Origin of the sequence: Hyalangium versicolor (assembly GCF_020103695.1) — a bacterium.
In the GTDB taxonomy this organism is placed as follows: domain Bacteria; phylum Myxococcota; class Myxococcia; order Myxococcales; family Myxococcaceae; genus Hyalangium; species Hyalangium versicolor.
In genome coordinates, this window is record NZ_JAHXBF010000010.1 from 405,350 (window position 1) to 430,605 (window position 25,256).

The 25,256-nt window shown below is 66.2% G+C and carries 13 protein-coding genes; 7 read left to right on the plus strand and 6 right to left on the minus strand.

Features of this window, described 5'->3' with window-relative positions:
* Positions 1 to 179: 179 nt before the first annotated feature.
* Complete coding sequence (locus tag KY501_RS22770) at positions 180 to 6,824, plus strand: Ig-like domain-containing protein (RefSeq protein WP_224365339.1); 6,645 nt, start codon at positions 180 to 182, stop codon at positions 6,822 to 6,824.
* A gap of 63 nt (positions 6,825 to 6,887) precedes the next feature.
* Here the strand turns inward: KY501_RS22770 and KY501_RS22775 are convergent, their stop codons facing one another.
* Positions 6,888 to 8,252, minus strand: coding sequence for a hypothetical protein (locus KY501_RS22775; RefSeq protein ID WP_224365340.1), 1,365 nt, complete (start codon positions 8,250 to 8,252; stop codon positions 6,888 to 6,890).
* Positions 8,253 to 8,494: 242 nt separating this feature from the next.
* Here KY501_RS22775 and KY501_RS22780 point away from each other — a divergent pair, with 242 nt between their 5' ends.
* Positions 8,495 to 10,786, plus strand: a complete 2,292-nt coding sequence (locus KY501_RS22780; protein WP_224365341.1) for an Ig-like domain-containing protein — start codon at positions 8,495 to 8,497, stop codon at positions 10,784 to 10,786.
* 59 nt (positions 10,787 to 10,845) lie between these two features.
* Here KY501_RS22780 and KY501_RS22785 read toward each other — a convergent pair whose 3' ends face one another.
* Entirely contained in the window at positions 10,846 to 14,049 is a 3,204-nt protein-coding gene (locus KY501_RS22785; RefSeq protein ID WP_224365342.1) for a CHAT domain-containing tetratricopeptide repeat protein, read from the minus strand.
* A gap of 199 nt (positions 14,050 to 14,248) precedes the next feature.
* Here KY501_RS22785 and KY501_RS22790 point away from each other — a divergent pair, with 199 nt between their 5' ends.
* Positions 14,249 to 14,821 (plus strand): helix-turn-helix domain-containing protein, encoded by a 573-nt coding sequence (locus tag KY501_RS22790; protein ID WP_224365343.1) that lies wholly within the window; start codon positions 14,249 to 14,251, stop codon positions 14,819 to 14,821.
* A 47-nt stretch (positions 14,822 to 14,868) separates the two neighbouring features.
* Positions 14,869 to 15,570, plus strand: a complete 702-nt coding sequence (locus tag KY501_RS22795) for a class I SAM-dependent DNA methyltransferase (protein WP_224365344.1) — start codon at positions 14,869 to 14,871, stop codon at positions 15,568 to 15,570.
* Positions 15,571 to 15,609: 39 nt separating this feature from the next.
* Here KY501_RS22795 and KY501_RS22800 read toward each other — a convergent pair whose 3' ends face one another.
* The 3 genes from KY501_RS22800 to KY501_RS22810 all read right to left on the minus strand — a co-directional run bounded on the left by KY501_RS22800 (position 15,610) and on the right by KY501_RS22810 (position 21,915).
* Positions 15,610 to 17,307 (minus strand): hypothetical protein, encoded by a 1,698-nt coding sequence (locus KY501_RS22800; RefSeq protein WP_224365345.1) that lies wholly within the window; start codon positions 17,305 to 17,307, stop codon positions 15,610 to 15,612.
* A gap of 288 nt (positions 17,308 to 17,595) precedes the next feature.
* Positions 17,596 to 21,129, minus strand: coding sequence for a hypothetical protein (locus KY501_RS22805; protein WP_224365346.1), 3,534 nt, complete (start codon positions 21,127 to 21,129; stop codon positions 17,596 to 17,598).
* Between the two features lie 93 nt (positions 21,130 to 21,222).
* A complete protein-coding gene (locus KY501_RS22810; RefSeq protein ID WP_224365347.1) occupies positions 21,223 to 21,915 on the minus strand; it encodes a CPBP family intramembrane glutamic endopeptidase in 693 nt (230 codons plus the stop codon).
* 127 nt (positions 21,916 to 22,042) lie between these two features.
* Between KY501_RS22810 and KY501_RS22815 the strand changes: the two genes are divergently transcribed.
* On the plus strand, positions 22,043 to 22,594 hold the full coding sequence (locus KY501_RS22815) for a PadR family transcriptional regulator (RefSeq protein WP_224365348.1): 552 nt from the start codon (positions 22,043 to 22,045) through the stop codon (positions 22,592 to 22,594).
* Between the two features lie 18 nt (positions 22,595 to 22,612).
* On the opposite strand, the gene KY501_RS22820 is transcribed toward KY501_RS22815, so the two are convergent.
* Positions 22,613 to 23,521, minus strand: a complete 909-nt coding sequence (locus KY501_RS22820) for a LysR family transcriptional regulator (protein WP_224365349.1) — start codon at positions 23,519 to 23,521, stop codon at positions 22,613 to 22,615.
* Between the two features lie 91 nt (positions 23,522 to 23,612).
* On the opposite strand from KY501_RS22820, the gene KY501_RS22825 reads away from it, so the two are divergent.
* Together KY501_RS22825 and KY501_RS22830 are read left to right on the plus strand one after the other, a co-directional pair.
* On the plus strand, positions 23,613 to 24,482 hold the full coding sequence (locus tag KY501_RS22825) for an aldo/keto reductase family oxidoreductase (protein WP_224365350.1): 870 nt from the start codon (positions 23,613 to 23,615) through the stop codon (positions 24,480 to 24,482).
* A 116-nt stretch (positions 24,483 to 24,598) separates the two neighbouring features.
* Positions 24,599 to 25,204, plus strand: coding sequence for a lysophospholipid acyltransferase family protein (locus KY501_RS22830; protein ID WP_224365351.1), 606 nt, complete (start codon positions 24,599 to 24,601; stop codon positions 25,202 to 25,204).
* Positions 25,205 to 25,256 lie beyond the last annotated feature (52 nt).

Consider the following 25,256-nt stretch of genomic DNA (forward strand, 5'->3'; position numbering starts at 1 on the left):
GAAGAGGCCCTCGCCACTCCTGACTGGTTCAGGAGTGGGCCTCGGCCCCGCCAGGCAAACCCCAAGGATTCCAGGCACTTCGCTCAGGAGGTATCCCTTTCGTTCACGAGGAGCGATCCAGCCATCCCGGAATTCTTCAATTCACCAGGAAGCGGTTTTCGACCCTGTGGGGGAGATTCATGCGGACCCTGGTGACGCTGCTCGTAGCTGGACTGGTGCTCGCCTCCTGCGAGCAGTCCTCTCTGGAGCGGGCAAATGAGGCAGCAGCCTCGGGCTCGATGACGACGGCGAAGTCCTTCGTGGCGGGGAGCCGACTGCTGAAGAGCCGCAAGGCGGTGCCGAGCCGCTACATCGTGGTGCTGGACGAGAAGGCCCTGGCCGGAACGAAGGCGGAGGGGCTGGTGCAACAGCTCTCCGGGCTCCATGGCGCCGCCGTGGACCACATCTACTCCCAGGCGTTGCAGGGCTTCTCGGCGACGATGACGGAGGCGCAGGCGATCCGGCTCAGCAACGATCCGCGCGTGCGCTACGTGGAGGAGGACAACGAGATCTCCGCCCAGAGCGTGCAGTCCTACCCGACCTGGGGACTGGACCGGATCGACCAGCAGGCGACGGCACTGGACCAGGCGTACAGCTACGACGCCACCGGCAACGGGGTGCACGTCTACGTGTTCGACTCGGGCATCCGCGCCACGCATGGGGACTTCGGAGGGCGGGTGCTCGAGGGCTTCAACACCCTGCCGGACTCGTACGGCTCGGACATCGGGAGCCACGGCACGGCGGTAGCGGGCACGATCGGCGGCGCGAAGTATGGAGTGGCCAAGGGAGTGTTCCTGCACTCCGTGCGAGTGCTGAACTCCCAGGGGCTGGCCTCCGCCTCCCAACTGATCGCGGGCATCGACTGGATTACCGCCAACCATGTGAAGCCAGCGGTGGCCAACCTGAGCCTGAGCTACGACGGGCTGGAGTCCGTGAACGCGGCGATCGCCCGCTCCATCAATGCCGGCATCTTCTACGTGCTCGCGGTGGGCAACGGGAACAAGGACGTCTGCTACAACTTTGCTCCCCGAACCCCGTCCTCTCCGATGGTGGTGGCGGCAGCCACCCAGGGTTCCGGCCTGGACCTGCGAGCCGACTTCTCCAACTACGGGCCGTGCGTGGACCTCTTCGCACCCGGCCAGAACATCCTCTCGGACTTTGGGAACAGCGATACCTCATGGGGAACCATCGACGGCACCTCGCTGGCGGGCGCGCACGTGGCGGGTGCGGCGGCACTCATCCTGGAGCGTCATCCCCAGGCCACCCCCGAGCAGCTCAAGGCAGAGATCCTCCGCCAGGCCTCCCCGAAGGTGGCCTATCCCGGCACCAACACGACGAACCTGCTGCTGTACACGCAGAGCTGCACCGGCAGCGACGTGACAGCGCCGCAGGTGGTGCTCACGGGGCCTTCGGCGGGTGCCTCGCTGAGCGGCCCGGTGACCTTGAGCGCCACGGCATCGGACAACGCGAGCACCCCGGCGGTGGAGTTCTTCTTGGGGAACCGGATGATCGGCTCGGTGGCCGCGCCGCCCTACCAGTTGACCTGGGACAGCTCCACGGCGAGCAACGGTCCGGCGGTGCTCAGCGCCCGGGCGTATGACAGCAACTGCAACCAGGCGACGGGCAACGCGGTGAGCGTGACGATCCAGAACGTGCAGAACGCCACGTATGACGCCACGCTGGGAGCACCCGTGTGCACGGCGGTGGGCAGCAGGTGTGACACGATGGAGCTGCTTGCGGGGCGAGGGAGCATGGGCCCGGAGCTGCACGCGCCCAACACGGTGGGAGGCTCGTGCGCCGATGGGACGGATGGCACCTACCGCGCGAGCCCCTCGCTGGAGCGGCTCGTCGTGACGCGGAGCGATGGCACGCCCTTCTCTCCAGGCAAGGAGGTGAGGGTCCTGGCCACCGTCACCGCGAGCACGAACGCCGCTCTGGAGGCGCTGGACCTCTACGTCGCATCCGACGTGAGCAACCCCACCTGGACGCGCATCGACACCCTGACGCCGAACAGCGGGGGCTCTCAGATCCTCTCCACGACCTACCTGCTACCAGCCAGCGGCAGGCACATCCTCCGGGGCGTGTACCGCTCGGGAGCGGGAAACAACTCGGCCTGCGTGCCGGGGCCACTCAATGACCACGATGATCTGGTCATCTCGGTGGGGCCGCAGGAGGTGGACGCCGAGCCGCCCACCGTGAGCATCACCTATCCCCAGGAGGGAGCAACGATAACGGGCCGAACCTCCCTCACCGTGATGGCGAGCGACAACTTCGGGGTGCAGCGCGTGGAGGTGTACGACGGGGACACGCTGATCTCGACCAGCTACCGCACGCCCTACTCCGCCTATGACGTGCTCTGGGACAGCTGGACACAGCCCAACGGGCCCCACACCTTCACGGCGCGGGCATATGACGCTGCGGGGCAAGTGACGTTCTCGGCGCCAGTGCACATCACCGTCGACAATGATCACGAGCCGCCGCAGGTCACGCTCACGGCGCCCGCGGAGGGTGCGACGCTGAGCCAGTACGCCTGGCTCTCCACCAGAGCCAGCGACAACAAGGGAGTGAAGGGCATCAGCATCACCGTGGATGGCCAATCCGTCTACTACGGCACTTCGGGGATCACGCAGTGGAACACCCGCTCCGTGTCCAACGGGCCGCACGTCATCCAGGCCTGGGCCTACGACGCGGCCGGCAACGCCTCGGCTTCGAACGTCGCGCACGTGATCGTGGACAACGATCTCTTCCCCCCGCAGGTCACGCTCACCGCCCCCACGAGTGGAGACTTCGTGAGCGGCACGGTCTCCCTCGAGGCGAGCGCCAGTGACGACCGGGGGATGCCCTCGGTGGACTTCTACGTGGATGGAGCCTTCGTCGGCACGGACACGACGGCTCCGTACGCCTTCTCCTGGGACTCGGCGAGCGTCTTCAACGGCAGCCACACACTGGCCGCGCTCGCCTTCGACTCGGGAGGCAACCAGACGTGGAGCGCGCCACTCACCGTGGTGACGAACACTCCGGGCAACGCCTCCTACGATTCGGTGTTGAAGGTGCCTCGGTGCGACACCGTAACGGACCGCTGCGACACGCGGAACCTGGTCTGGAAGCGCAACAACGAGCTGCACTCGCCCAACACGCTGGACGGGTGCGTGGACGGCACGGACTCCACCACGGTCTACAGCAATCGGATCCGGGTGCTCCGGGAGGATGGCACGGCCCTCGCGACGGGGAAGAAGGTCCGGATCGAGGTGGAAGTGATGCCCGAGTCCAACGCCTGGCAGTACGACACCCTGGCGCTGTTCACCACAGCGGATGCGACGCACCCGTCCTGGACGTACCTCACCACCCTGAAGCCCACGAGCTACAACGCGCAGACGCTCTCGGCGGAGTACGTGTTGCCAGCGGGCAGCCTGCAGGCGGTGCGAGCCGTCTTCGGATTCGCTGTGGGCAATCAGCCTTGCAACCAGGGAACCAACGCTCCGTTCACCGATCGCGACGACGTGGCCTTCGCGGTGGGCCAGGAGACGGACACGGTGCCTCCGATGGCCACGCTCACCGCTCCGGCCGACGGAGTGACGGTGAGCGGAACGACCGTAACGCTGACGGCCACGGCGAGCGACAACTTCGGCGTGGTGGCGGTGGACTTCTACGACGGGCAGACGCCGATCGGCACGGCGACCGCGCCTCCTTACAGCGTGACGTGGAACAGCCGGAACGGCCCCAACGGCCCGCGCACCCTGACGGCTCGGGCGCGCGATCTGGCCGGGAACGCGGGGGACTCGGCGCCCGTCACGGTGACGGCGGACAACGACCAGACGGCCCCGGCCGTCTCGATCAGCGCTCCCGCCGCGGGTGACCGGGTGACGGGAACGGTGACCATCACCGCGGACGCCACGGACAACGTGGGAGTCACCAAGGTCGAGTTCTACGAAGGCAGTGCTCGGATCTGCACGGACAGCGTGGCGCCCTTCGTCTGCGGATGGATACCGGGGAGCACGGCCGGTCAGCGCACGCTGAGCGCCAGAGCCTACGACGCAGTGGGGAACGTGGGGATCTCGGCACCGGTGACGGTGAACGCAGTGCCCGAGCTCACGCCTCCCACGGTGTCGATCACCTGGCCCAGCAGCGGTACGACCCTGGCCGGGGCGGTGACGATCTCGGCGAGCGCGAGCGACACCTCCGGGGTGAGCAAGGTCGAGTTCCTGCTGGATGGCAGCGTGCTGGGCACCGACACGACGCTCCCGTACAGCTTGAGCTGGGACACGCTGACGGCAAGCAATGGCAGCCACACGCTGGCGGCCAGGGCCACGGACATCTACGGCACCGTGGCCACCTCCACGGCGGTGACCGTGCTGGTGGACCGCATGGCCCCCACGGTGGCCATCACCTCACCGGAGAGCGGAGCCACGGTGTCCGGCGTCGTCACGCTCCAGGCAAGCGCCACGGATGATCAAACGGTGGCGCGGGTGGACTTCTTCGTGGACGGGGCGCTGCTGGCCACGGACACGACCGCGCCCTTCAGCGCCGACTGGGACAGCGGCTCGTGGGGGAACGGGAGCCACACGCTGACCGCCAAAGCGTATGACGCGGCGAACAACCAGGCCCCGAGCACCACCGTGACAGTGAACGCGAACCAGCCGGGCAGCGCCGTATACGACGCCACGCGGCAGGTGCCCACGTGCACCACTTTCGACAGCGTCTGCGACACCACGAACCTGGTGCAGGGCCGTTACACCACCGAGTCCCATACGCCCAACTCGCTCAACCGCAGTTGCAGTGATGGGCCGGGAGGGACCGTGTACGGGCAGATCGACCGGCTGAAGGTGACCAGCATCAACGGAGCGCCCTTCGCGCAGGGCCAGCGCGTGCGGATCGACGCCTACGTGAGCTTCGCCAGCAGCTCGATGGTGACGATCGAGCTGTACGCAGCGAGCAACGCCACCAGCCCCACATGGACGAACCTGAAGACGTTCACGGTGAGCGCGCTCAAGCCGATGGTCCTCTCGACGGAGTACGACCTGCCCTTGGGAGGCTTGCAAGCGGTGCGGGCTCAGTTCCTGGCGCCCGGGAGCGGCACTGGCTCGCCGTGCAACGGCGGCTATTACAACGAAGTGGACGACTTGGTGTTCGCGGTGGCGACGGACCCGGTGGCGACGCTGACCGCGCCGGCCACCAACGCGCTGGTGCGCGGCACGGTCTCCCTCACCGCGACGGTGGCCACCAACGCGACGGTGGCGAAGGTGGAGTTCTACGACGGCACGGCGCTGCTGGGCACCGTGACCAGCGCCCCCTACACCTGGAGCTGGGACACGACGTCCGCGGCGGACGGGGAGCACTCGCTGATGGCGAAGGTCTACGACAGCAACGGCCGCGTGGGGACCTCCTCGGCGGTGGCGGTGACGGTGGACAACACGCCACCGGGAGTGGCGCTCACCGCTCCGGCGCAGAGTTCGTTCCTGCGAGGCCCCGTGACGTTGTCGGCCACGGCCAACGACACCGTGGGGGTGACGAAGGTGGAGTTCTATGACGGCACGACGCTGCTCGGGACCTCCACCGCTGCGCCCTACACGCTGAGCTGGAGCACCGGCAGCACGGCGGGGGGAGCCCATACGCTGACGGCGAAGGCCTACGACGCCGTGGGCAATACGCGCACCTCCGCGTCGGTAGAGGTGACCGTCGACAACCTCGTGCCGTCCGTGTCCATCAGCACTCCGGCGCGAAACGCCCAGGTCCAGGGAGCCGTCCTGGTCGGCGCCACGGCCAGCGACAACGTGGGCGTGACGAAGGTGGATTTCTACCTGGACGGGGCATTGCTTGGGACAGCCACCACGGCGCCGTACGCGGTGAGCTGGAACAGCACCACCGTGGCGGATGGAAGCCACTCGCTGATGGCGAAGGCTTACGACGGTGCGGGCAACGTGGGAACCTCGAGCTCGGTCGCAGTGAGCGCGGACAACACGCTGCCGGACGCAGCACTCACCTCGCCCGCGCCGGGAACACTGCTGAAGGGCAGTGTGGTGCTCACGGCCTCGGCCAGCGACACCGTGGGGGTGACGAAGGTGCAGTTCTACGACGGCACGATGCTGATCGGCACAGCCGCCGCCTCACCCTACGCGGTGAGCTGGAACACCCTGGGCGCGGCGGACGGAGCCCACACGCTGACGGTGAAGGCCTATGACGGCGCGGGCAATGTCCGCACCTCCGTGGGAGCGAACGTGACGGTGGACAACACCGCGCCCACCACGGCGATCAGCGGGCCTGCGCAGAACGCCCGGATCCGAGGGATGGTTTCAGTCAACGCCACGGCGAGCGACACCGTGGGCGTCACGGCGGTGGAGTTCTACGCAGGTTCGACGCTGATCGGCACGGCGAGCGCGGCGCCGTACACGGTGAACTGGGACAGCACCACCGTGGCCGATGGAAGCGTGACGCTGAACACGCGAGCCTACGACGCGGCAGGCAACGTGGCGCAGTCCGCGGAAGTCACGATCACCGTGGACAACACGGGGCCGACGGTGGCCATCACCTCGCCCGCGAACGGGGCAACGCTGTCAGTGCTGCTCCTGAGCACCACGGTGAGCGCCAGCGCGAGCGACAACGTGGGAGTGGCACAGGTGGTCTTCTACGACGGAGCCTCGGTGCTGGGCACGGACACCACCGCGCCCTACAGCGTGAGCTGGAATCTGCTGAGCGCCGCCAGGGGAAATCACACCCTGACGGCCAAGGCCTACGACTCGGCGGGCACCGTGACGACCTCCACGGCCGTCACGGTGAAGGTGAACTAGGCAGAAGCGACCCTGCCACTTCCATGCTCACCTGGGCCTCTGGTGCGATGAACGCCCAGAGGCCTACCGCGGCTCGAGCGGGCAGATCTTGACCGTCAGCGAGCCCGAGTCATTGCCCGCGAAGTAGTCATTGATGCGGAAGATCAGCTCGTCCGCGGATGCCATCCAGCGGGTGGAGTAGGTGTGGCTGCTGGAGTACGGCCCCCAGTCAGGAGAGGAGTACTCGGCGGCAAACGGATCCCAGATCTGCATGTCCAGCAGCGTGGGCCCATGGCTCTCATAGTTGTTCGGGATGTCCTGCCAGGGTCCATTGAAGCGAGAGCTGTAGCGAGCGTCGGCATAGAGGCCGTCGTTGGCGAAGTAGGTGCCACTGACAGTGATCTCGTATTCAGTGCCTGTGATGGCAGGGAAGGAAGTGGGGGGTGGATAAGCTTCGCCCCCACCCGGTCCCACAGCCGAGACCTCCTGAGTGACACACGGCGGCGGCACCTCGCAGACGACAACCGAGAGGAACCCAGAGTCATTGCCCGCGAAGTAATCATTGATACGGACGTTCAACTGATTCGAGGTCGCGGTCCAGCGCGTGGAGTAGACGTGGCTGCTGGCGTAGGGCCCCCAATCGGGAGAGACATACGCGGAGGTGGATGGATCCCAGAACTGGAGATCAAGCAACGTGGGGCCATGGCTCTCGTAGTTGTTGGGGGTCTCCTGCCAAGGGCCATTGAAGCGGGAACTGTAGCGGGCGTCCGCGTAGAGGCCGTCATTGGCGAAGTAGGTACCGCTGACGGTGACGTCGTACTCATGGCCCGCCGTAACAGGGAAGGCAGTCGGAGCCGGGTAGCCTGCTCCACCGCCCGGCGCCACGGCCGTGACCGTCTGCTCGATGCAGGTGGGCGGAACCTCGCAGACCGTGACGGTGAGCGAGCCGGTGTTGTTGCCCGCGCTGAAGTCCGCGATGCGGAAGTTCAACTGATTGGCGGCCGCTACCCAAGAGGTGGAGTAGCTGTGGTCGGCCGAATACGGACCCCAGTCGGGAGAGACATACGCAGAGGTGGACGGATCCCAGATCTGCAGGTCCAGCAACGTGGGGCCGTAGCTCTCATAATGGCTGGGAGCATCCTGCCAGGGACCGTTGAGGCGGGAGCTATAACGAGCATCCGCGTAGAGACCATCATTGGCGAAGTAGGTGCCGCTGACGGTGACCTGGTATTGGCGCCCGGCGATGGCAGCGAAGGACGTAGGTGCTGGGTAGCCTGTACCGGTCCCCGCAGATACGGCCGTGACCTGCTGCGTGACGCAGCTCGCGCCAAGAGAGGCACGAAGGGTCGATGAGCCAGGAGCAGCACCCGAGGAGAGAGGTTCCACAGGGTCTGCACAAGCCAGCGAGTGCACGAGGACAAGAGCCGAGAACGCAGGAAGAAACTTCATCACGCGACTCCAATGGGGGGATGGGGGAGGGCCAGTGACCGGCAAAGCAGAGATAGCACGACTTCCAATATTCTCAAACTATTCCAGCCCCACGGCAATCCGCGCGCGATACCGCTGGTAAACCCCAACGCATGCAACTGCAACACAGTGGCGTATGTTTCAGACACGATAAATTATTATACAAATCCAGAATTAATCTGCTTACCTGGACAAACCGGCAAATCTGTAAGATCAATCCAGGAATGATCCTTCAACCTCTCTTGCGCACGACAGTGGTGTTCTTCGTAGGGACCCTCCTCGGTGGTTGCGGTAGCGGAGAGGAGGAGCAGGTCGACATCAGCGCCACACGCAGCGCTGTCGCGGCGGATCTGGCGTGCACCATTCAGGCAGGAGGCTGCTCGGAGTTCATCGGCAACGGCTCGGGCTACATCTGGATCGATGGCCGAAACCAGCCAGCGGACCGCTGGGTGGGGAAGACGCTGTGTATCAAGCCGGGGACGTATACGGGCGTCGGGCTCTACCAGGTGAATGGCTCCGCGACGCAGCCGGTCGTGCTCACCAACTGCGGTGGGCAGGCCATCCTCAACGCGACCAACGGCAGTCCGTTCCTCGTCAGCAAGAGCCGTTACCTGAAGATCACAGGCACCGGGAGTTCGGCCCACTTCTATGGGCTGGTTGCGGGCAACTCGACGGGCGGCCAGGCCCACCTGGATCTTCGAGAGGGGACCTCCGACGTCGAGATCGACCACGTGGAGGTGCGCGGCAACACGACGGGCGGAGTGGGGATCGCCTTCCGCACCTACCCTCTGTGTGACGGGACCTGGAGCCGTGGCACCTGGGCTCAGTACAACACGAAGATCCACGACACCTACGTCCATGACACCCAGTACGAGGGCATGTACATCGGCCCCTCTCACTACGGCTGGATCGCGGCGAACGGCCTCACCCCAGGCTTCGACTGTGGCACCGCGGGGCGACAGTTCGAGGCCGAGGTGATTGGCCTCGAGGTGATCAACAACCGGCTGGAGAACATCGGCAACGATGGCATCCAGATCGGCGCGGCGACCGCGGGCATGACGGTCCAGCACAACGTCGTCAAGAACTACGGCCTGCAAGGGAATGAGAGCCACTCCGGGGGGATCATGGTGAACCCGGGCAGCCATGGCCTGATTGACTCGAACTGGATTGAAGCGGTCCAGCCCTATCGCACCCAGGGCATCGCCTTCCAAGGGACGGGCGGCAGCGTCATCAGCAACAACGTGATCGTCGGGGGACGCTGGGGCGCGATGTTCCTGCGCAACTCCGACGCGAACATGGGCGCCTCACTGCCCGACTTCTCCTTCTACAACAACACGGTGGTGGGCTCGACGTACCAGGCGCTGTACTTCTTCTGCAGCGGACTGGGCCACCTCTCCTTCGCGAACAACATCGTGGCCGGCACGCCGACTGTCTACGCCGCCAACGGCGGCACCGCGTGTGTCGACTCGCTCAGCCGCCCGAACCTGTTCAACGTCAACCTGAGCGCGGCGGGGTTCGTCAATCCCTCGACCGGGGACTTCCACCTCCTGCCGACCTCTCCGGCAGTGGGCGTGGGAGTGAACCTGTCCGGAGTGGTGCCCTACGACTACGACGGGGTGGCGCGAGGGTCTGGTGCGTATGACCTGGGAGCCTTTGCTCGGCCCGCGTCTCCCGTGAACCACGCCCCTACCCTGAGCGCCCCGGGAGCTGTCTCGCTGCTCGAGGGCGAGAGCGCCACGGTGACGCTCGCGGCCTCGGACGTGGACGGGAACGCGCTGACGTGGAGCGAGGTGAGCGTGCCCTCATTCGTGAAGCTCACGACGAGCAGCGCTGGCGCGAGGACGTATTCGATTGCGCCTTCGCAGAACCAGGTGAGCCAGGACACCACTTTCGTCCTGCGAGTCTCGGTGAGTGACGGGAGCCTCAGCACCACGGCGGAGGTGGCGATCACGGTGAGGAACCAGGCGGTCTCCCTCTTCCAGCCGGTCCGGATCAACCTCAGCGCCGCAGGGGCTCCGGCTCTCCCCACGGGGTGGAATGGCTGGACGCTCACCGGAGCCGCAGGGGACTCGCTGAGCGCGCTCAAGGACGCCGCGGGCACGGTGACGCCGTACTCCGTGCGAGTCACCCAGGGGTTCGGAAGCTGTTCCTCTGCCGGCGGTGCGACGACGGGGAACAACTCCGGTGTGCAGCCGGATGGGGTCCTCCAGGGTTATTGCCTGGTGACCCTGGGCTCCGCGAAGGTGCGAGTGGCCGGCCTGAGCGCGGGCAAGGTCTACTCCCTGTCGCTGATGGCCAGCCGCTCCGCCCAGAGTGGAGTGCGGCTCACGCACTTCGCGGCCCAGAGCCAGCAGGCAGACCTCGAGGCGACGAACAACCAGCAGACCCTCTCGGTCCTCAGCGGGTTGGTGCCAGATGCGAACGGCGAGCTGGAGCTGTCCGTGAGCAACGCCAGCGGGAGCTCCTATGGCTATCTGAACTCGCTGGTCCTCTCGGAGAGCGCAGCCCCGCTCTGACGGCTTCTCCGCGGGGTTGGCAGAAAGCGAGAGGACGTCGGACGAGGCTGATGAGGCTCTCAGCCTCGGCTCGATGGCTGGAGCAGCGCTCGCACCGGAGCATCTCGGCCTACTGCGATGAAGGGCGCCCAGTCATGGGGATGAGCACGAGTCTGGCGCAGCGCGCGCATCGCTTCGCGCAGCGCCGAGGCCCGCCCCTGCCCCTCGAGCAGATTCCGGTAGTAGGCCTCCATCAGCTCCCGCGTGGTCTGGTCGTTCACCTTCCACAGGCTCAGCACCACCGTCTCCGCTCCGGCTACCAGGAAGGCCCGGCGCAGCCCGTACACCCCCTGCCCCAGCTTGATCTCCCCTCGCCCGGTGTCGCACGCGGACAGCACCACCAGCTCGGTCCCCCACAGGTTCAGTCCTGTCAGCTCCAGCGCTGTCGCCAGCGAGCTCTCGGGCCCAGGCGACGACGCCCCTGCGAGAGCGGGCTCCGAGGGCCGCGCGCGCGCCAGCACCAGCCCGGAGCGCAGCAACGGATCCGAGGGCAGCTGCGCCCGGGGTGCATCCCCCAGCGCACCGAAATGGCAGAGCCCGCGAGTTCCCGGATGCACCGCCGCGTCCTCCAGGAAGAAGCCGTGGGTGGCCAGGTGGAGCACTCCGGGTGCCGGCAGCCGCAACAGCCGCTCCTTGCTCGCCTCAGCGCCCAGGAAGAGCCGGGCCTGGGGAACCAGGCGCTGGATGGCCTCCGCCTCCTGGCGAGTCCCTGGCAACGGTACCCACGAGCACTCCGCCGCCTCCGCTGGCGATGCACTCAGCGCGCGCTCCTCACACATCCCCTGCCCTTTCAGCCACGACGCAAGTCCATGGGAGACAGGGGACGGCTCGGCGGCTGCGGTGAAATCGGGATCCGCGAGCACCACCACTGTGTCTGATGAGGGTGCCTCCTCGGAGCGGGGCAACAGGTCGTTCCCGGAGGTGAGATAGGAGATGTCGAACGCATCAACCAGGAATTGCTGGCCGTCGTGAAGCGCGGCGAACGGAACGAGCGAGAGCTGGCCATCGGGAGAGAGAAAGAGTTCGCGGCGGCCGCCCAGCAACGGGGCCAGGGGCCGGAAGACCCGCGAGTAGAGCTCCTCGGCCATGCCTTGAAAGGAGGCATCCCGAATGGCGAGAGCATCGCGGAGGCGCACTGCCGCGGCGTCGATAGGCTCAGCCGGCCCCAGGTCCACGGCGCGCGTGCTCGCGTCCGGGAAGAGCATCAGCGCCAGGTAGCGAGGCTCACCCGGAAGTAATTCCTTTGGGCTGCTCCCTGGCTCGGGAACCACAGGACGGTCCGCATAGACGGTGAACTCGACCAGAGCGCCGTCCCGAGGCAGCCTCGCAGCCACCCGATCCACGATCTCCGAAAGAGAGGGCAGCGCGACCCGCGCACGCAGCGCCGCCGAGTTCCTCGCCAGGCCGACTTCCAGGACATCCCCCTGCTCCGCGAGCTCCTTCAACTGCTGCTGGTAGTCCGCCAGCGGAAGCGCCCCGGGCCCTCGGAGCGACAGCATGGCCAGTTGCGTGCGCAGCGCGCGCAGGCGGTCGAAGGCGCTCCACTCTTCGCCCTCCTGGCTCTGGAGGACCTGGCGGGAGATGCTGGCCATCTCGTCAATGGAGCGGCCCTTGAGCAACAGCACGGCGCCGAGCGCCAACCGCCTTGCGTCCGCATCCTCTGGATGAGCCCGCACGAGCGAATGGAGCCGTGCCTCCTCCGCGCGCAGCATCTGGAGGAAACTGGCCAGACGCGCCTCGGAGAAGCCGAGCGCCTCGCGCCGCAGCCGCCGTTCGAAGCTGGCGAACGCGCGCGCGAAGAGTGGCAGAGCCTCCGCCAGACAGCCCTGCGCCAACCGCAACTGACCAAGGTTGCGCAGCGTCTCGGCGACCTCAGTGTGGTCCTCGCCCAGGGACTCCTCCTGCACAACCAACGCGCGCGTGTAGAGCAGCTCCGCTTGCTCATGCCGCCCCTGGTCCCTGTAGATGGAGGCCAGGTTCGCAAGCGAGGACGCCACCAACGGATGCGCACCGCCCAACAGCTCCTCACGAAGGTCGATGGCACGCTCGCAGAGCCGCATCGCCTGCTCATGCAGTCCCTGATCCGCCAGCAGCGCCGCCAGGTTGTGAAGCGTCAGGGCCACATCCGGGTGGTTGCAGCCGAAGGCCTCCTCCTGGATGCGGAGCGCACGTTCGTACAGCGGCTGGGCCCGCGCGTACTGCCCCTGGGCCTCGAGGAGAACGGCCAGATTGGTGACCGCCACGGCCACGTCCGGGTGGTCCTTTCCGAGAGCCGTCTCGGCCAGAAGGAGCGCGCGCTCATACAGCGCTCCCGCCCGGACGTACTGCCCCTGGGCCTTGTAGAGGTTGGCCAGGTTGTTGAGCAGGTGGACGATGCCCGGGTGGTTCGCGCCCAGGGCCGCCTCCCCCACCGCCAGCGCGCGCTCCTGGAGCGGCCCCGCCCGCTCGTATTGCCCCCTGTCCATGCACAGGAGCGCCAGGTTGTTGAGCGAGTCCGCCACGGAAGCATGTTCGCGCCCCAGAGCCGACTCGCGGATGGCCAGCCCCCGCGCGTAGAGAGACTCGGCGCGGCCATATGCCCCCTGAGCCTTGTAGAGCGAGGCGAGGTTGTCGAACAGGCCGGCGACCTGAGGATCGTTCCTACCGTACGCCTCCTCATCAATATGGCTCGCGTGCTCGTAGAGCACCTGAGCCCGCCCATACAGCCCCTGCCCCTGGTAGAGCGTGGCGAGGTTCGCCAACGCGGTGGCCACCTTGGGGTGGTTTCGGCGCAGGGCCGTCTCCCAGATGGCGCGCGCGCGTAAGAGGAGCGGCTCCGCCTGACGCGGCTGCCCCTGGGCCATTTCAAGGATTCCCAGACCATTGAGTAGATCCGCCACGTCCGGGTGATCCTTGCCGAGCAACTCCTGCCGGATTTCCAGCCCTCGCTGGAGCCACTGCCGGGCCTGGGCGAGCCGCCCCAGGCGGAAGTGGAGCATTCCCAGCAAGTACATGCACCGGGCCACCTCCTCGTGCCGTTCCCCGAGCACTCCTACCCTCAAGGCCAGTGCCTGCTCCGCGTGCCCCAGGGCCTCGGCGTACCGGCCCGCGTCCTCGAGCCGCTGGGCTTCATTGAGCTGGCTCTGCGCCTCTTGCAGCCGCGCATCCGGCTGCGGTGCAGCCGTTGCAGCCCAGGCAGAACTCCACCGCACAGCACCCACCGTCATCCCGTGAAGCTGCCGCATCGCTTTCCCCCTGGCTGCCCGCGAGAGCTAACGCAAATCGCGGTGAATCTTCCAGCGACAGCCAGAAGAGACACTGAGGCGGCAAGTGATGCATGGAATTCTGCGGAGTTGCCTGCCTGAGCCAGGTGAGCGGAAAGAGGGGCACGGGGTGGTCCCGAGCGATGGGCGCCGCGTCGCAAGGATGGATTAGCCTGCGGACATGAGCCACATCGGACGAGCCCTGCGCCGGATGCGACTGCTGCGAGGCTTGAAACAAAGCCACGCCGCCGAGTTGCTGGGCGTGTCCCAGGCTACCCTCTCGCGCTGGGAGACGGGAACACTGGTCCCCTCGGAAGAGGCACGCGCGGCGCTCGAGCGGCTGTTCGCGCCGCAACCTTCCGCCGACCGCGCCCTGAAGCGACTGGTCGAGGCGGCGGCCACCCCTGTCCACCTGATCTGCGACGACACGCACGTGCTGCTCGCCGTCTCGCCGAGCCGAGCCGCCTCCTGGTGCGCCCCTGCCCTGGCCCTCGTCGGAAAGTCTCTTTGGCGTTACGCCTCTGCCGAGATCCAGGCGATGGAGGCGCGGCTGCCCGAACTCGGATGGGAAGAGCCGGCTGCTTCGGCAATCGCCTTCTGGACGGGGGCGAATGGAGATGAGGACGTGCGCATCGCGCCTGGGCTCACGCTGTGGGAACGGATCCGGCTGGAAGACGGCCGTGAGGCCCGGCTGGTCAGCACCCTCGCGATAGCACCCTCCCATGCGCGTCTGGTGGAGCCGGTCTTCGCATAATTCATACGTGGCGTCGTCTCCGCTGGCCTCACTAGCTTGTGCGGACGATGATCGACTTCTCTCGCTACGACAGACGCCGCTACCCCACCGTCAGCGCCCGCGATGGCTATGAGATGTGGGCGCCCACGTACGAGGCGACGGTGCTGGACCTCATGGACCTCCATCTCGCCAGGCGCCTGCGAAGCATCGAGTGGACGCACATGGCGCGCTGCCTCGACCTGGCCTGTGGCACCGGCCGGGCCGGAGCCTGGCTGAAGGCCCAGGGAGTTGGGGTCATCGACGGGGTGGACCTCACGCCCGCCATGCTGGAACGAGCGCGGAGCCGTGGCGTCTACGACCGCTTGTGGGAGGGAGACGTGACGGCCATCGATCTCCCCGAAGCGGAGGCGAGCTACGATCTCGTAACCCAGTTCCTGGCCGACGAACACCTGGCGGACCTGGCGCCTCTCTACCGCGAGGCAGCACGCCTGACGCATGGCAAGGGCCGGTTCGTGCTGGTCGGCTATCACCCGTGGTTCCTCATGGCCGGGATCCCAACCCATTTCGACGCCAGCCCCGGCCACTCCGTCGCCATCCAGAGCCACGTGCACCTCTTCTCCGACCATGTCGCCTCCGCTGGCGCCACGGGCTGGCGGCTGACCGAGATGGTCGAGGGATTGGTAGACGACGCCTGGGTGCAGGCCAAACCCAAGTGGGAGGCCTACCGCGACCGCCCTGTCAGCTTCGCCATGGCGTGGGAGAAGCGGTAGGCATCCCCCAAGCTAGCCAACTCCGCGAGCCCGCCTCCATCAAGGAGAAGGCGGTGCCAGATCGGGAAGCATGGGAACCCGGCGCGCGCCGGGACCATTGGGCGTGGCCGCGCTGTTGTTCGTCACCCGCCGCAGCAGCGAACGCAGCCTGGCCGCATCCTTGCGGACGTTGTTCGCGAAGGTCGCCGGCGCCGTGGGCTCCACGTAGAAGGTCACGGAGCCAACCGTCGCGTCCGTGACATAGGCGCCGAAGTCCTGGAGCGCCTGCGCCACCATCTTCCCCTCCGCCGTCAGCCCCTGGGCGTTGATGTCCACGGACGGCGGAATGGCGAAGTACGAGCCCATGGGCACGTGGCCCTTGTAGGTCGTCTCGCTGTTCCAGTCCTGCTCGGTGGCGGGCCAGACGTAGCCCTTCGCGGTGCCGTAGCCGCTGGAGTCGTAGCCGCTCCACCCGGAGCTGTAATAGAGCTGCGTGCGGTCCACGGCGACGGCCAGCGCGTGTTGGATCTTCCCCGTGTACTTCGGGTGCGTGGGAGTCGTCTCCCACGCGCGGATGAGGCCACCCACCGCGGAGCCTCCGTACGCGCGCACGCCCGCCTGCGGCCCCAGGCCCGAGCCATAGAGATCGATCCGGTGGTGGCGCCCCACGGTATACGCCGTGGTGGACTGGCGCGTGGTGGCCCAGGCCTCGTCGAGGTGCGTCCTCGACGGGGTGATGATGTGCATGTGCTTGTCCGAGCCATCCGCGATGGTGGCGGTGGCGGGCACGGAGTAGGCGCTGCTGCGCGACGAGTCGTTGTAGTCCGTCACCGTCGCCCACGGGTCGGTGTTGGACGCGGAGGTGATGGGATGCGAGTACTGGTTCCAGTTGGCCCAGGCGGTGATGTTCACACCATTGAGGCTGGTGGCCAGGAAGTCACGCGTCGCCAGGTCCGTGGTGTCGGCGTAAGTCGCGCCCTGGCCGATGGGCAGGTTCCACACCGAGTTCGAGCGGAACGGCTGCAGCGTGGCGTCACGCGTCCCCTGTGTGTAGACCTTGAACTCGTCGAAGCGCGCGAGGTTGTCCTGGCTCGCCAGCAGGCCGACGCGGGTGGCGTACTGGTGGGTGGCATCATTGACGCCGCCCTTGTACACGCCGTTGATATACACGTCGATGCGGGTGCCGGAGGCGCGCACCTCGAGCACGTCTCCCGCGACGGGTACCTGGGCGATCTGCAGCGGGAACGTCTGCGTGCCGCTCAGGTACCTCGTGAGGAAGTACTTCCCCTCGCTCGTGTCCGTCGCCAGCTTCCAGCAGTTGGCGCGGTCGACAAAGCGGAAGGTGAGGCCGGAGTACTGGCCCAGCGCCGCCAACGTCACCATCACCCGCACGTCGGAGGTGCCAGGCACGGTGGCGTAGTGGTCCAGCCAGGTACCATCGTCCTTGGAGAGGTAGGCACGGCCCGACATGACGCCCCAGGCGCTGCCGTAATAGGGAGTCGGGGTCCACGCGTGGACGCCCTGCTCCAGGCTGTACAGGCGGGAGTCGTGGTTGGCCCGGGTAAAGGAGTCATACAGGTTGGCGTCCGAGACCGCCTGCGTTGCCTCAGCCAGCGGCGCCTCCAGCGCGTCCCCCGCCTCCTCGCCACCACACCCCGTCCCCAGAGACAGCAGCGGGAGCAGGAGGGACAGGAGCGCGGACCGGCGGGGCCGCGGGAAGTTGCTTACAGGGGTGTTCATCGCGTCAAGCCGTCTCATCCAGGTGTCTCCTCATTCGGCCTCGACGTCCCGTAGGCGCGAGGCGGGTGAATGCGGAGCCCCCGAGCAAGTTCCACGCCCCAACCCCGAATACCTTATCTCCAACGATTACAGCAATTTATCGAATTACATTTTTTACAGGATCAGTGGCCACGGAGGGTCCACCCCCCTCAGGATGAGGGGAACACCCCTCACGCGTCCCACCCGAGTGCCCAGCCAGCTGCCTCCGGGCTGGGGCAGCCGCTGGGCGCCAACCGAGCCCACCGACACGCGACAACGGTTCCCGGCCTACTTCCTCTGCTTGTTGTTGCCCGGATCCCCGTGGTCCGTACCCTTCGAGCCGCCAGCATCGGAGTTCTGGGGCCGCTTGCGCTTCAGAGTCTGTTGCTGCTGCGGCTGCTGGGTCTTCGGAGTGGAGCCTGGCTTCTTGCTCTGTTGCTGCTTCAGCGGAAGGGTCTTGGGAGTGGAGCCTGATTGAATGGCTTGCCCACGACCGTGGCCCGAGGGCACGACCGGGTGGGTGGTGAGACGGAGTCGTTGCGGCAACGCCGGGTAGTAGTGGGCAATGCTTCCCGGATTGCCCATATACGTGGTCAACACCGCATACACCTTCGGCGCGGTCACTGGGAGGTTGAGCCCGAACGACACATCGAGATCCTCGTCGAACCCGCTGGGGTGGATGACATGAATGCCGAGCCCGAGTTGGCGCGCCAGGGATGGCAGCACGATGTCGCCGTGAGCCCCGAAGAAGGCGTGCCGCTCCTTCACCTTCGTCTTGAGCTGCTCGAGCGACTGCCCCTCCTCGAGGAAACCTCGCGCGAAGTCCGGCGAGGTGTTGATCTCCGCGACGACCTTGCCCTTGAGCTCCTCCAACGTGGGAAGCGTGGTGAGACCGAGCTTCCCCAACAGGCCCGGGATCTTCTCCAGAAACTTCTGCACCGTGATGTAGGCGCAGTCCCCATCGGCGGGGACATCCCAGGTGACGAGCGGCACTTCCTTTGTCCCCAGTACCGCCAGGACTTGCACGTGTTGGACGGTGAGCGGGTAGTTGTGGCACGTCTTGTGGCGCGAGGGATTCGTGTACTGCTTGCCCACCAGGGACGACTTCTTCACCGGGATGCGCGTGGACGCATAGTCCGGCAGGAAGGTGCTGAGGGGCATCCGTTCATGCAGGATCCGGGAGTAGAGCTTCGAGCCATCCGTCCCCAGATTCTTCTGATAGAGCACATTGGCCAGTTCGAGCATGTCGGGGAAGAAGAGCCGCGAGGTGAGCCGGATGTTGAACCGTCCTCCCGTGCCCTTCTTGGGGTCGAACAGGCTCTGGATGATGACCCCGTAGACCTCCGCCTTGCTCGTGGGCTCGAAGAGCGCGCTCAGCACCTTCTGGCTCAGCCGGCTCAGCCGGCCCCCCTCCTTGGCCAGCTCAAGCATCTTCTGGAAGATCCACGCGGGAGACATCTGCGTCTCGTGGACGTTCTGGCCCAGCTCCGCTCCCTTGCTGCCCTTACACTCCACCAGGAAGTAGGCAACCACGTCTCCCGTGGTGGGATCCCGCTTCGCCCAGATCTGATCCACTCCCTGGCGGACCTGCTTCTCCCCATGGCCCATCTTGAGCTGCAGCCGGTCCTTGCCAAAGATGACCGCCATGGCGCGAGCCCCCAAATACTCGCCACTCACTTCGGTGAGCACTGTCTTGGACGTGTTCTTCGTCAGCTCCTTCTGGAGGGACTGGTAGTGCTGCCCCAGGCGCTTCAAGGACTTGTTCTCGTGGGAGGTGAAGCGATCCCACGTGAACTTCATGGCAAGGACCTGATCGAGGAGCTTTGTGTTGCCGCTCTTCCATGTGAACCATGACTGGGGAAGGTTGGGAAAGGCGAGCACGGTCTCTTCCGCCGGCTCGTCCACCATGCCTCCTTTCCAGATCCGTTGGAGTTCCTCTCGCGCCCAGGGGCGCTTGGCGAAGAACAGGAGGACTCCGTTGATCCGCTCGCTGTCTGTGAAGTTCGCTACGCTCGCCATCCACTTCGGGCGGGAGGTATTCGGAGTCTTGAGCGCCTTCTGCTTCCACGCGAGCGCCCGTTTCGCCTCCTCTTTGTCGTTGGACTCCAGGAGCAGTGCTCCCGAGCCGGTGGAGTCCTGGTCATATGGATCCACCAGGGTGCTGATCAGCCCGTGCTGGTGCGCGTTGTTGCCGCCGTAGGCCGTCGTGGCGAAGGCGGTGTAGGCGTGCAGCTTCCCCCCATCGATCTTCACATTGTGAGGCTCGACACCAAAATAGTCCTGCACGCTCAGGATGGAGGCCGCATGCGCCGTGAGCAGGGAGAACAGCCGTTTGTTGCGCTGGTGGTCCGGGTCGAGGACGCCATTGAAATTGAAGAAGCGGACATCCTTCGGCACATCGAACTTCATGGCTGAAGCGGGGAGCTTCTCCAGGATGCCGATCTCCGCTGACTTCACGGGCGGGAACGCGCTGCTGCCGAAGAGCTCATCGAGATCATCGAGCGTGTCGGCCTGGGTGTTGGCCTGCTGGAGGACCGTCGGGAAGCGCAACTGCTTGGAGATCTGGACGTTGAAGCGGGTGGCTGTCTGGTAGGTGTGATCCTTGTCGAAGATCGACTTGATCGTCATGCCGAAGACGGCCACCGGGCTGGCCTCGTCGAACATGGCGGACAGGACATTCTGCGCCAGCCTCTGGAGCTTCTCCTCTTCCGAATCGTCGCTGGCGAGTTCGACCAGCTTCTTGAAGACCCAGCCCGGGGACATCTGGGTCTCTTCCTTGTTCTGGCCGTGCTTCGCGCTCTTGGAGCCCTTGCACTCGATGACGAAGTAGGCCTCGACATTGTTCGTCTTGGTGTCGCGCCGGGCCCAGATCTGGTCGATCCCCTGCGCCTTCTGCCGGTCGCCAAAGCCCATCTTCAGCTCGAACAGGTCGCCCGCGAAGATCATCGCCATCACCTTGGCGGCGAGGTACTCCCCTCGTGCCTCCGTGAGGGGACGGCTGTTGTCGTCGTCCGTCTCGCCTACTCGCTCCTCGAGCTGCGTGTAGTGCGAGACCAGGCGTTGGTGCGACTTGTACATGTGGTGCGACTGGCGCGCTTTCGACCCGAGATAGGTGCTCCACTCCTTGGGGTACTGCTCGGGGTGCTCGTGGAACACCAACAGGTGTTGGAGGAGGGTCCGCGAGGCGCCGCTGACCAGGACCGGAGTGGTGTCGTCCAGATCGCTCACCATCGAATCGGGCAAGTACTCCTTCAGCCGCGCGCACGTCTTCGGGTCCAGCATCCCGGTCTTCAGTTCATTCTCGCCGAGCATCTTCACGAGCCAGGTACGCCGGGCCTTGTGCTTGGCGAAGTAGCGGAAGACAGGCACCTTGAAGAATTCGTACTCGTTCGCGAAGGGCTCCTGGGAGAAAGGGCCGTTCTTCATCCGTTCGATGTCCAGCTTCAACGTCGCCTGGGCCAGCTCCGCATCCGAGCGAGAGCCTCCGAGGATGAGGGGCTGGGCGAACTGCCAGCCAGACCACTTGAAGAAGCCGTTCTCGCTCTGCGGCTGGTACGGGTTCACCAGGTAGGGAGCATGGAAGAACTCGCGCTTCGTCGGGGTGTTGACCTTGATCTTGACCTGGCCATGCGCGGGCACCTTCTTCCCTTTGAATTCGATGTCCACGGCGTCCAGGGCCGTGAACTCGAGGGCGCTGGCGACGAGCGACCCATGCCGGGCGAGCAGCCGGAACAGGAGCTGGTTGCGCAGCTCCTTCCAGGAATAGGGCTCGAATCCCGGGAACTTCAGCGGACTCGGATTGTTGATGAACCGCAGAGCCATGGAACCTCTCCGAAAGCGCGACGCACTGCCCTGGCAACCGAGACAGGAGCATAGAGAGGGCTGCCGCGGCAGGACATGACCCTCGCGGTAGGCTCACCAGTGTCGCCGGAACGCGAGGCCAAACTCGAGGAGGTTCAGCGAGAGGTGCGCCGCGAGCGGCAGTGCCAACACGCCCGAGCGCAGGAAGAGCAGCCCCAGAGGAAGACCCACCAGGAGCGCCGTAGCGGCCATGTACCAGAGGCCGCCAGCCCAGTGGAGCATGCCAAAGAGCACCGCACTCAGGACCAGCGCTGGCCACCATCCCCACCGTTCCGCCAGGCGCGGCAGGACATGCCCCCGGTAGATGAGCTCCTCCGCCACGGGGGCCAGCACGCAGTTGGCGAGGAAGAAGAGGCTCAGAGGCCGGCTGATGCGATCCACGACCGTCCCCGAGGACACGTAGTCGCCCAGACGCGCCTGGAGCGCCACCAGCAGGCGCTCGATACCGAGAGCGTAGGCGGCGAAGAGGCCTGCGCCGAACAGCACGCCGATCACCACGGCTCGTGGCCATGGCCAGGCCGGCTGGCGGAGGGTGGTGGCAACGGCTCCTGACCGCCAGAGCCAGAACGCGGTCGTGGCCAGCGCCACCTGAACGAGCAGCAGGATGATCCCCATCTTCCCCGTCACCCATTCCGCAACCTCTTGCGGGTCGCTGGGAGGGCCGCCTCGGACGAAATAGGCGGAGAAGCCCACCAGGAGGACGAGGAAGGCCACAGGCCCGACCAAGGCCGTCAGCAGCGGTCTCATGAGGGAGCTCCTAGCCATGAACGACCCCCTGTCCCAATAACCCACGCTTCATGCCGGTCCTCCTTGCCCAATGCATCTGGCAGATATATCTAGAAGATATATGGGGCGACCTGGAAAGCCAACAGGAGTGCGTCAGAACCGGACCCGGCCGGCGGTGTTGGGGGCGCTGGCGCGCGGCCCCGCGAGCGGCTACGAGATTCGCCGCCGCATCGAGAGCAGCTTCGGCCACTTCTGGCAGGAGAGCCTGGGACAGCTCTACCCCACGCTGTCGGCGCTCAGCGGGGAGGGGCTGATCCGCGTCGCCGACGAAGGTGGGCACGGCGATCGGAAACGCGTCCGCTATGCGATCACGAAGGCGGGCCGGGAGGCTCTGGCCCTCTGGCTCAAGGAGGCGCCCGCCCCTCACGTCGAGAGAAACGAACTCCTCCTCAAGGTGTTCTTCGCGAACGAGGGAAAGCTGGCCGACGCTCTGGCGCACCTGGAGTCAAGCCTGAGGGACGCTCAGGCGCAACGAGACATCCTGCTGACGCTCGCGAAGGAGATCTTCCCCACCGGCGAACCGCGCGAGACGGAGGCGTTGCTTGGCTGGTTGACGCTCGACTATGGCCTGGTGGGGTTGAGAGCTCACATCGACTGGTGTGAGGGGGCGCTCCGCCGCCTGCGTGCCCGCGCGCGGTAGTCCCCCGGGATGCACCTGTCAGGGGGACTCGGCCGATGTCTTGATGAAGTCGATGAAGGCCCGCAGTGGCGCCGGAACGAGGCGCCGTCCTGGGTAATAGAGGAACGGCCCCGAGAAGTCCTGCCACCAGGGCTTGAGGATGGGCTCGAGGGCTCCGCTGTCGAGGTACGGCCGCAGCCAGTCCTCGAAGAGGTGCACGATGCCGATGCCGGCGATGGCCGCATCAATGGAGAGATCGGTCGCTCCGCCCAGCCGCACAATCAGCGGCCCCACCGGATCCACCCGCACCTCCTCGCCGTTGCGCTCGAACTCCCACGGCGCCATCGCGCCGCTGGAGAAGCGGCCGCGCAGACAGGCGTGGTTCAGCAACTCGCGGGGGTGCTTCGGCCGGCCATGGCGCTCCAGGTAGGCGGCGGACGCGGCGGTGGCCATGCGCTGGACACGCGGCCCGATGGGCACCGCGATCATGTCCTGCTCCAGCCGCTCGTCGTAGCGGATGCCCGCGTCGCACCCGGCGGCGATCACGTCGACAAAGCTGTCCTCGGTGATGATCTCCAGCCGGATGTCGGGGTAGGCGGCGAGGAACGGCGGGACGATGCGGGGGAGCACCAGCCGCGCCGCGCTGATCGGGACATTGAGGCGCAGTGAGCCCGCGGGCCGGTCGCGAAAGCCATTCACCACGTCGAGGGCGGCCTCCATCTCGGCCAAGGCGGGTCCGAGCCGCGCCAGGAGGCCCTGCCCCGCTTCGGTCAGGACGACACTGCGCGTGGTCCGGTTGAGCAGCCTGACCCCCAGCTGTGCCTCCAGGCGGCGGACCGCCTCGCTGAGCGCGGACGCACTGCTGCCACTGGCACGAGCACCCTCGCGAAAACCCCGGGCGCGCGCCACCGCCACGAAGGCCTTCAGGTCATCCAGGTCGGCTTTCACTGTTCGCCTTTCCGCACAGCCCGTACGAATTGTACCGGTTATCGCGGGCCCGCTGAGCGTCTATCTGTGTCTCGTCCCGAAAGGAGAAAACATGTCCAAGTCCAAGATCGAGCTGTCTGGCACATTCACCCTCGGAGGCCGCACCGTGAAGCGGCTCGGCTATGGCGCCATGCAACTCGCGGGGCCCGGGGTTTTCGGCCCTCCCAAGGATCACGGTGCGGCACTGTCCGTGCTGCGCGAGGCGGTCGCGAGCGGAGTGGATCACATCGACACCAGTGACTTCTACGGCCCGCACATCACGAACCGGCTGATTCGCGAAGCGCTCGCGCCCTATCCCCGCGACCTCGTCATCGTCACCAAGATCGGCGCCCGGCGTGGCGAGGATGGCTCGTGGCTCCCGGCCTTCTCGCCTCAGGAACTGACCCAGGCGGTCCACGACAACCTGCGCAACCTGGGCCTGGAGGTGCTCGACGTGGTCAACCTTCGCATCATGTTCAGCGCCCATGGACCTGTGGAGGGTTCGATCGAGGCGCCGCTCACGGCGCTGGCCGAACTCCAGCGGAAGGGCCTGGTGCGTCACATCGGCCTGAGCAATGTCACCCCCACGCAGATCGCGGAGGCTCGCCGGATCACCCCCATCGTCTGCGTGCAGAACCAGTACAACCTGGTGCATCGAACCGACGATGCCTTGGTTGACGCGCTGGCCCGCGACGGCATCGCCTATGTGCCGTTCTTCCCGCTCGGCGGCTTCAACCCGCTGCAGTCGTCGACCCTGTCCAAGGTCGCCGCGCGCCTCGGGGCCACGCCCCTGCAGACCGCGCTCGCATGGTTGCTTCACCGCTCGCCCAACATCCTGGTGATTCCCGGCACCTCCTCCGTGGCGCACCTCCGGGAGAACCTCGCCGCGGCCGAACTCACGCTGCCGGACGATGCGCTCCGGGAGCTGAACTCCATCGGGTGAAGGTGGCCGGGACGCTCACGGCGTGGCATTGGGGAGTTCGGCCTGTTGCGCGCTCTACCCCCCGCATGGTGGAACTCCTTCCTCATCGCGAGGGCCCGCGGGCCGTGGAGGCAGTGTTGAGCAAGACGAGAAGCGCATGGGCTCACCGGCTCGGCCACCTCTTCCTCGGATTCTTCGGCTGGCGAACCGAGGGGCAGCTCCCTGAAGGCAGGAAGTTCGTCATCATCGCCGCGCCGCATACCTCCAACTGGGATCTGCCCTTCATGCTGGCGGTGTCCTATGTCTTTGGCGCCCGGCTCTCGTTTCTGATGAAGCACACGATGTTCTGGGGACCGTTTGGCCCTTTCTTCCGCTGGCTGGGAGGAATCCCGGTGAACCGGACGGCCCGTCACAACCTCGTGCAGCAATGTGTCGACGCCTTCCAACAGCGTGAGGAGCTCGTCCTCGCGATCCCGCCTGAGGGCACGCGGAGCAAGGTCCGGTATTGGAAGACAGGGTTCTATTGGATCGCCCACGAGGCCAAGGTCCCCATCCTGCTGGGATTCCTCGACTACAAGCGCAAGGTGGGTGGTCTTGGACCAGCGGTGATGCCCACGGGAGACCTGAAGGCAGACCTCGAGAAGATCCGTGAGTTCTACAAGGGCATCCCAGGGAAGTACCCCAGCCAGATGGGAGAGATCGATCTGCAGGAGCGCGACCGAGCCTCCACGCCTCGCTCCTGAGCCAGCGCCGCGCTATCCGCTCCCTCTCCGTCTTTTTCGTACCTCGACGGTC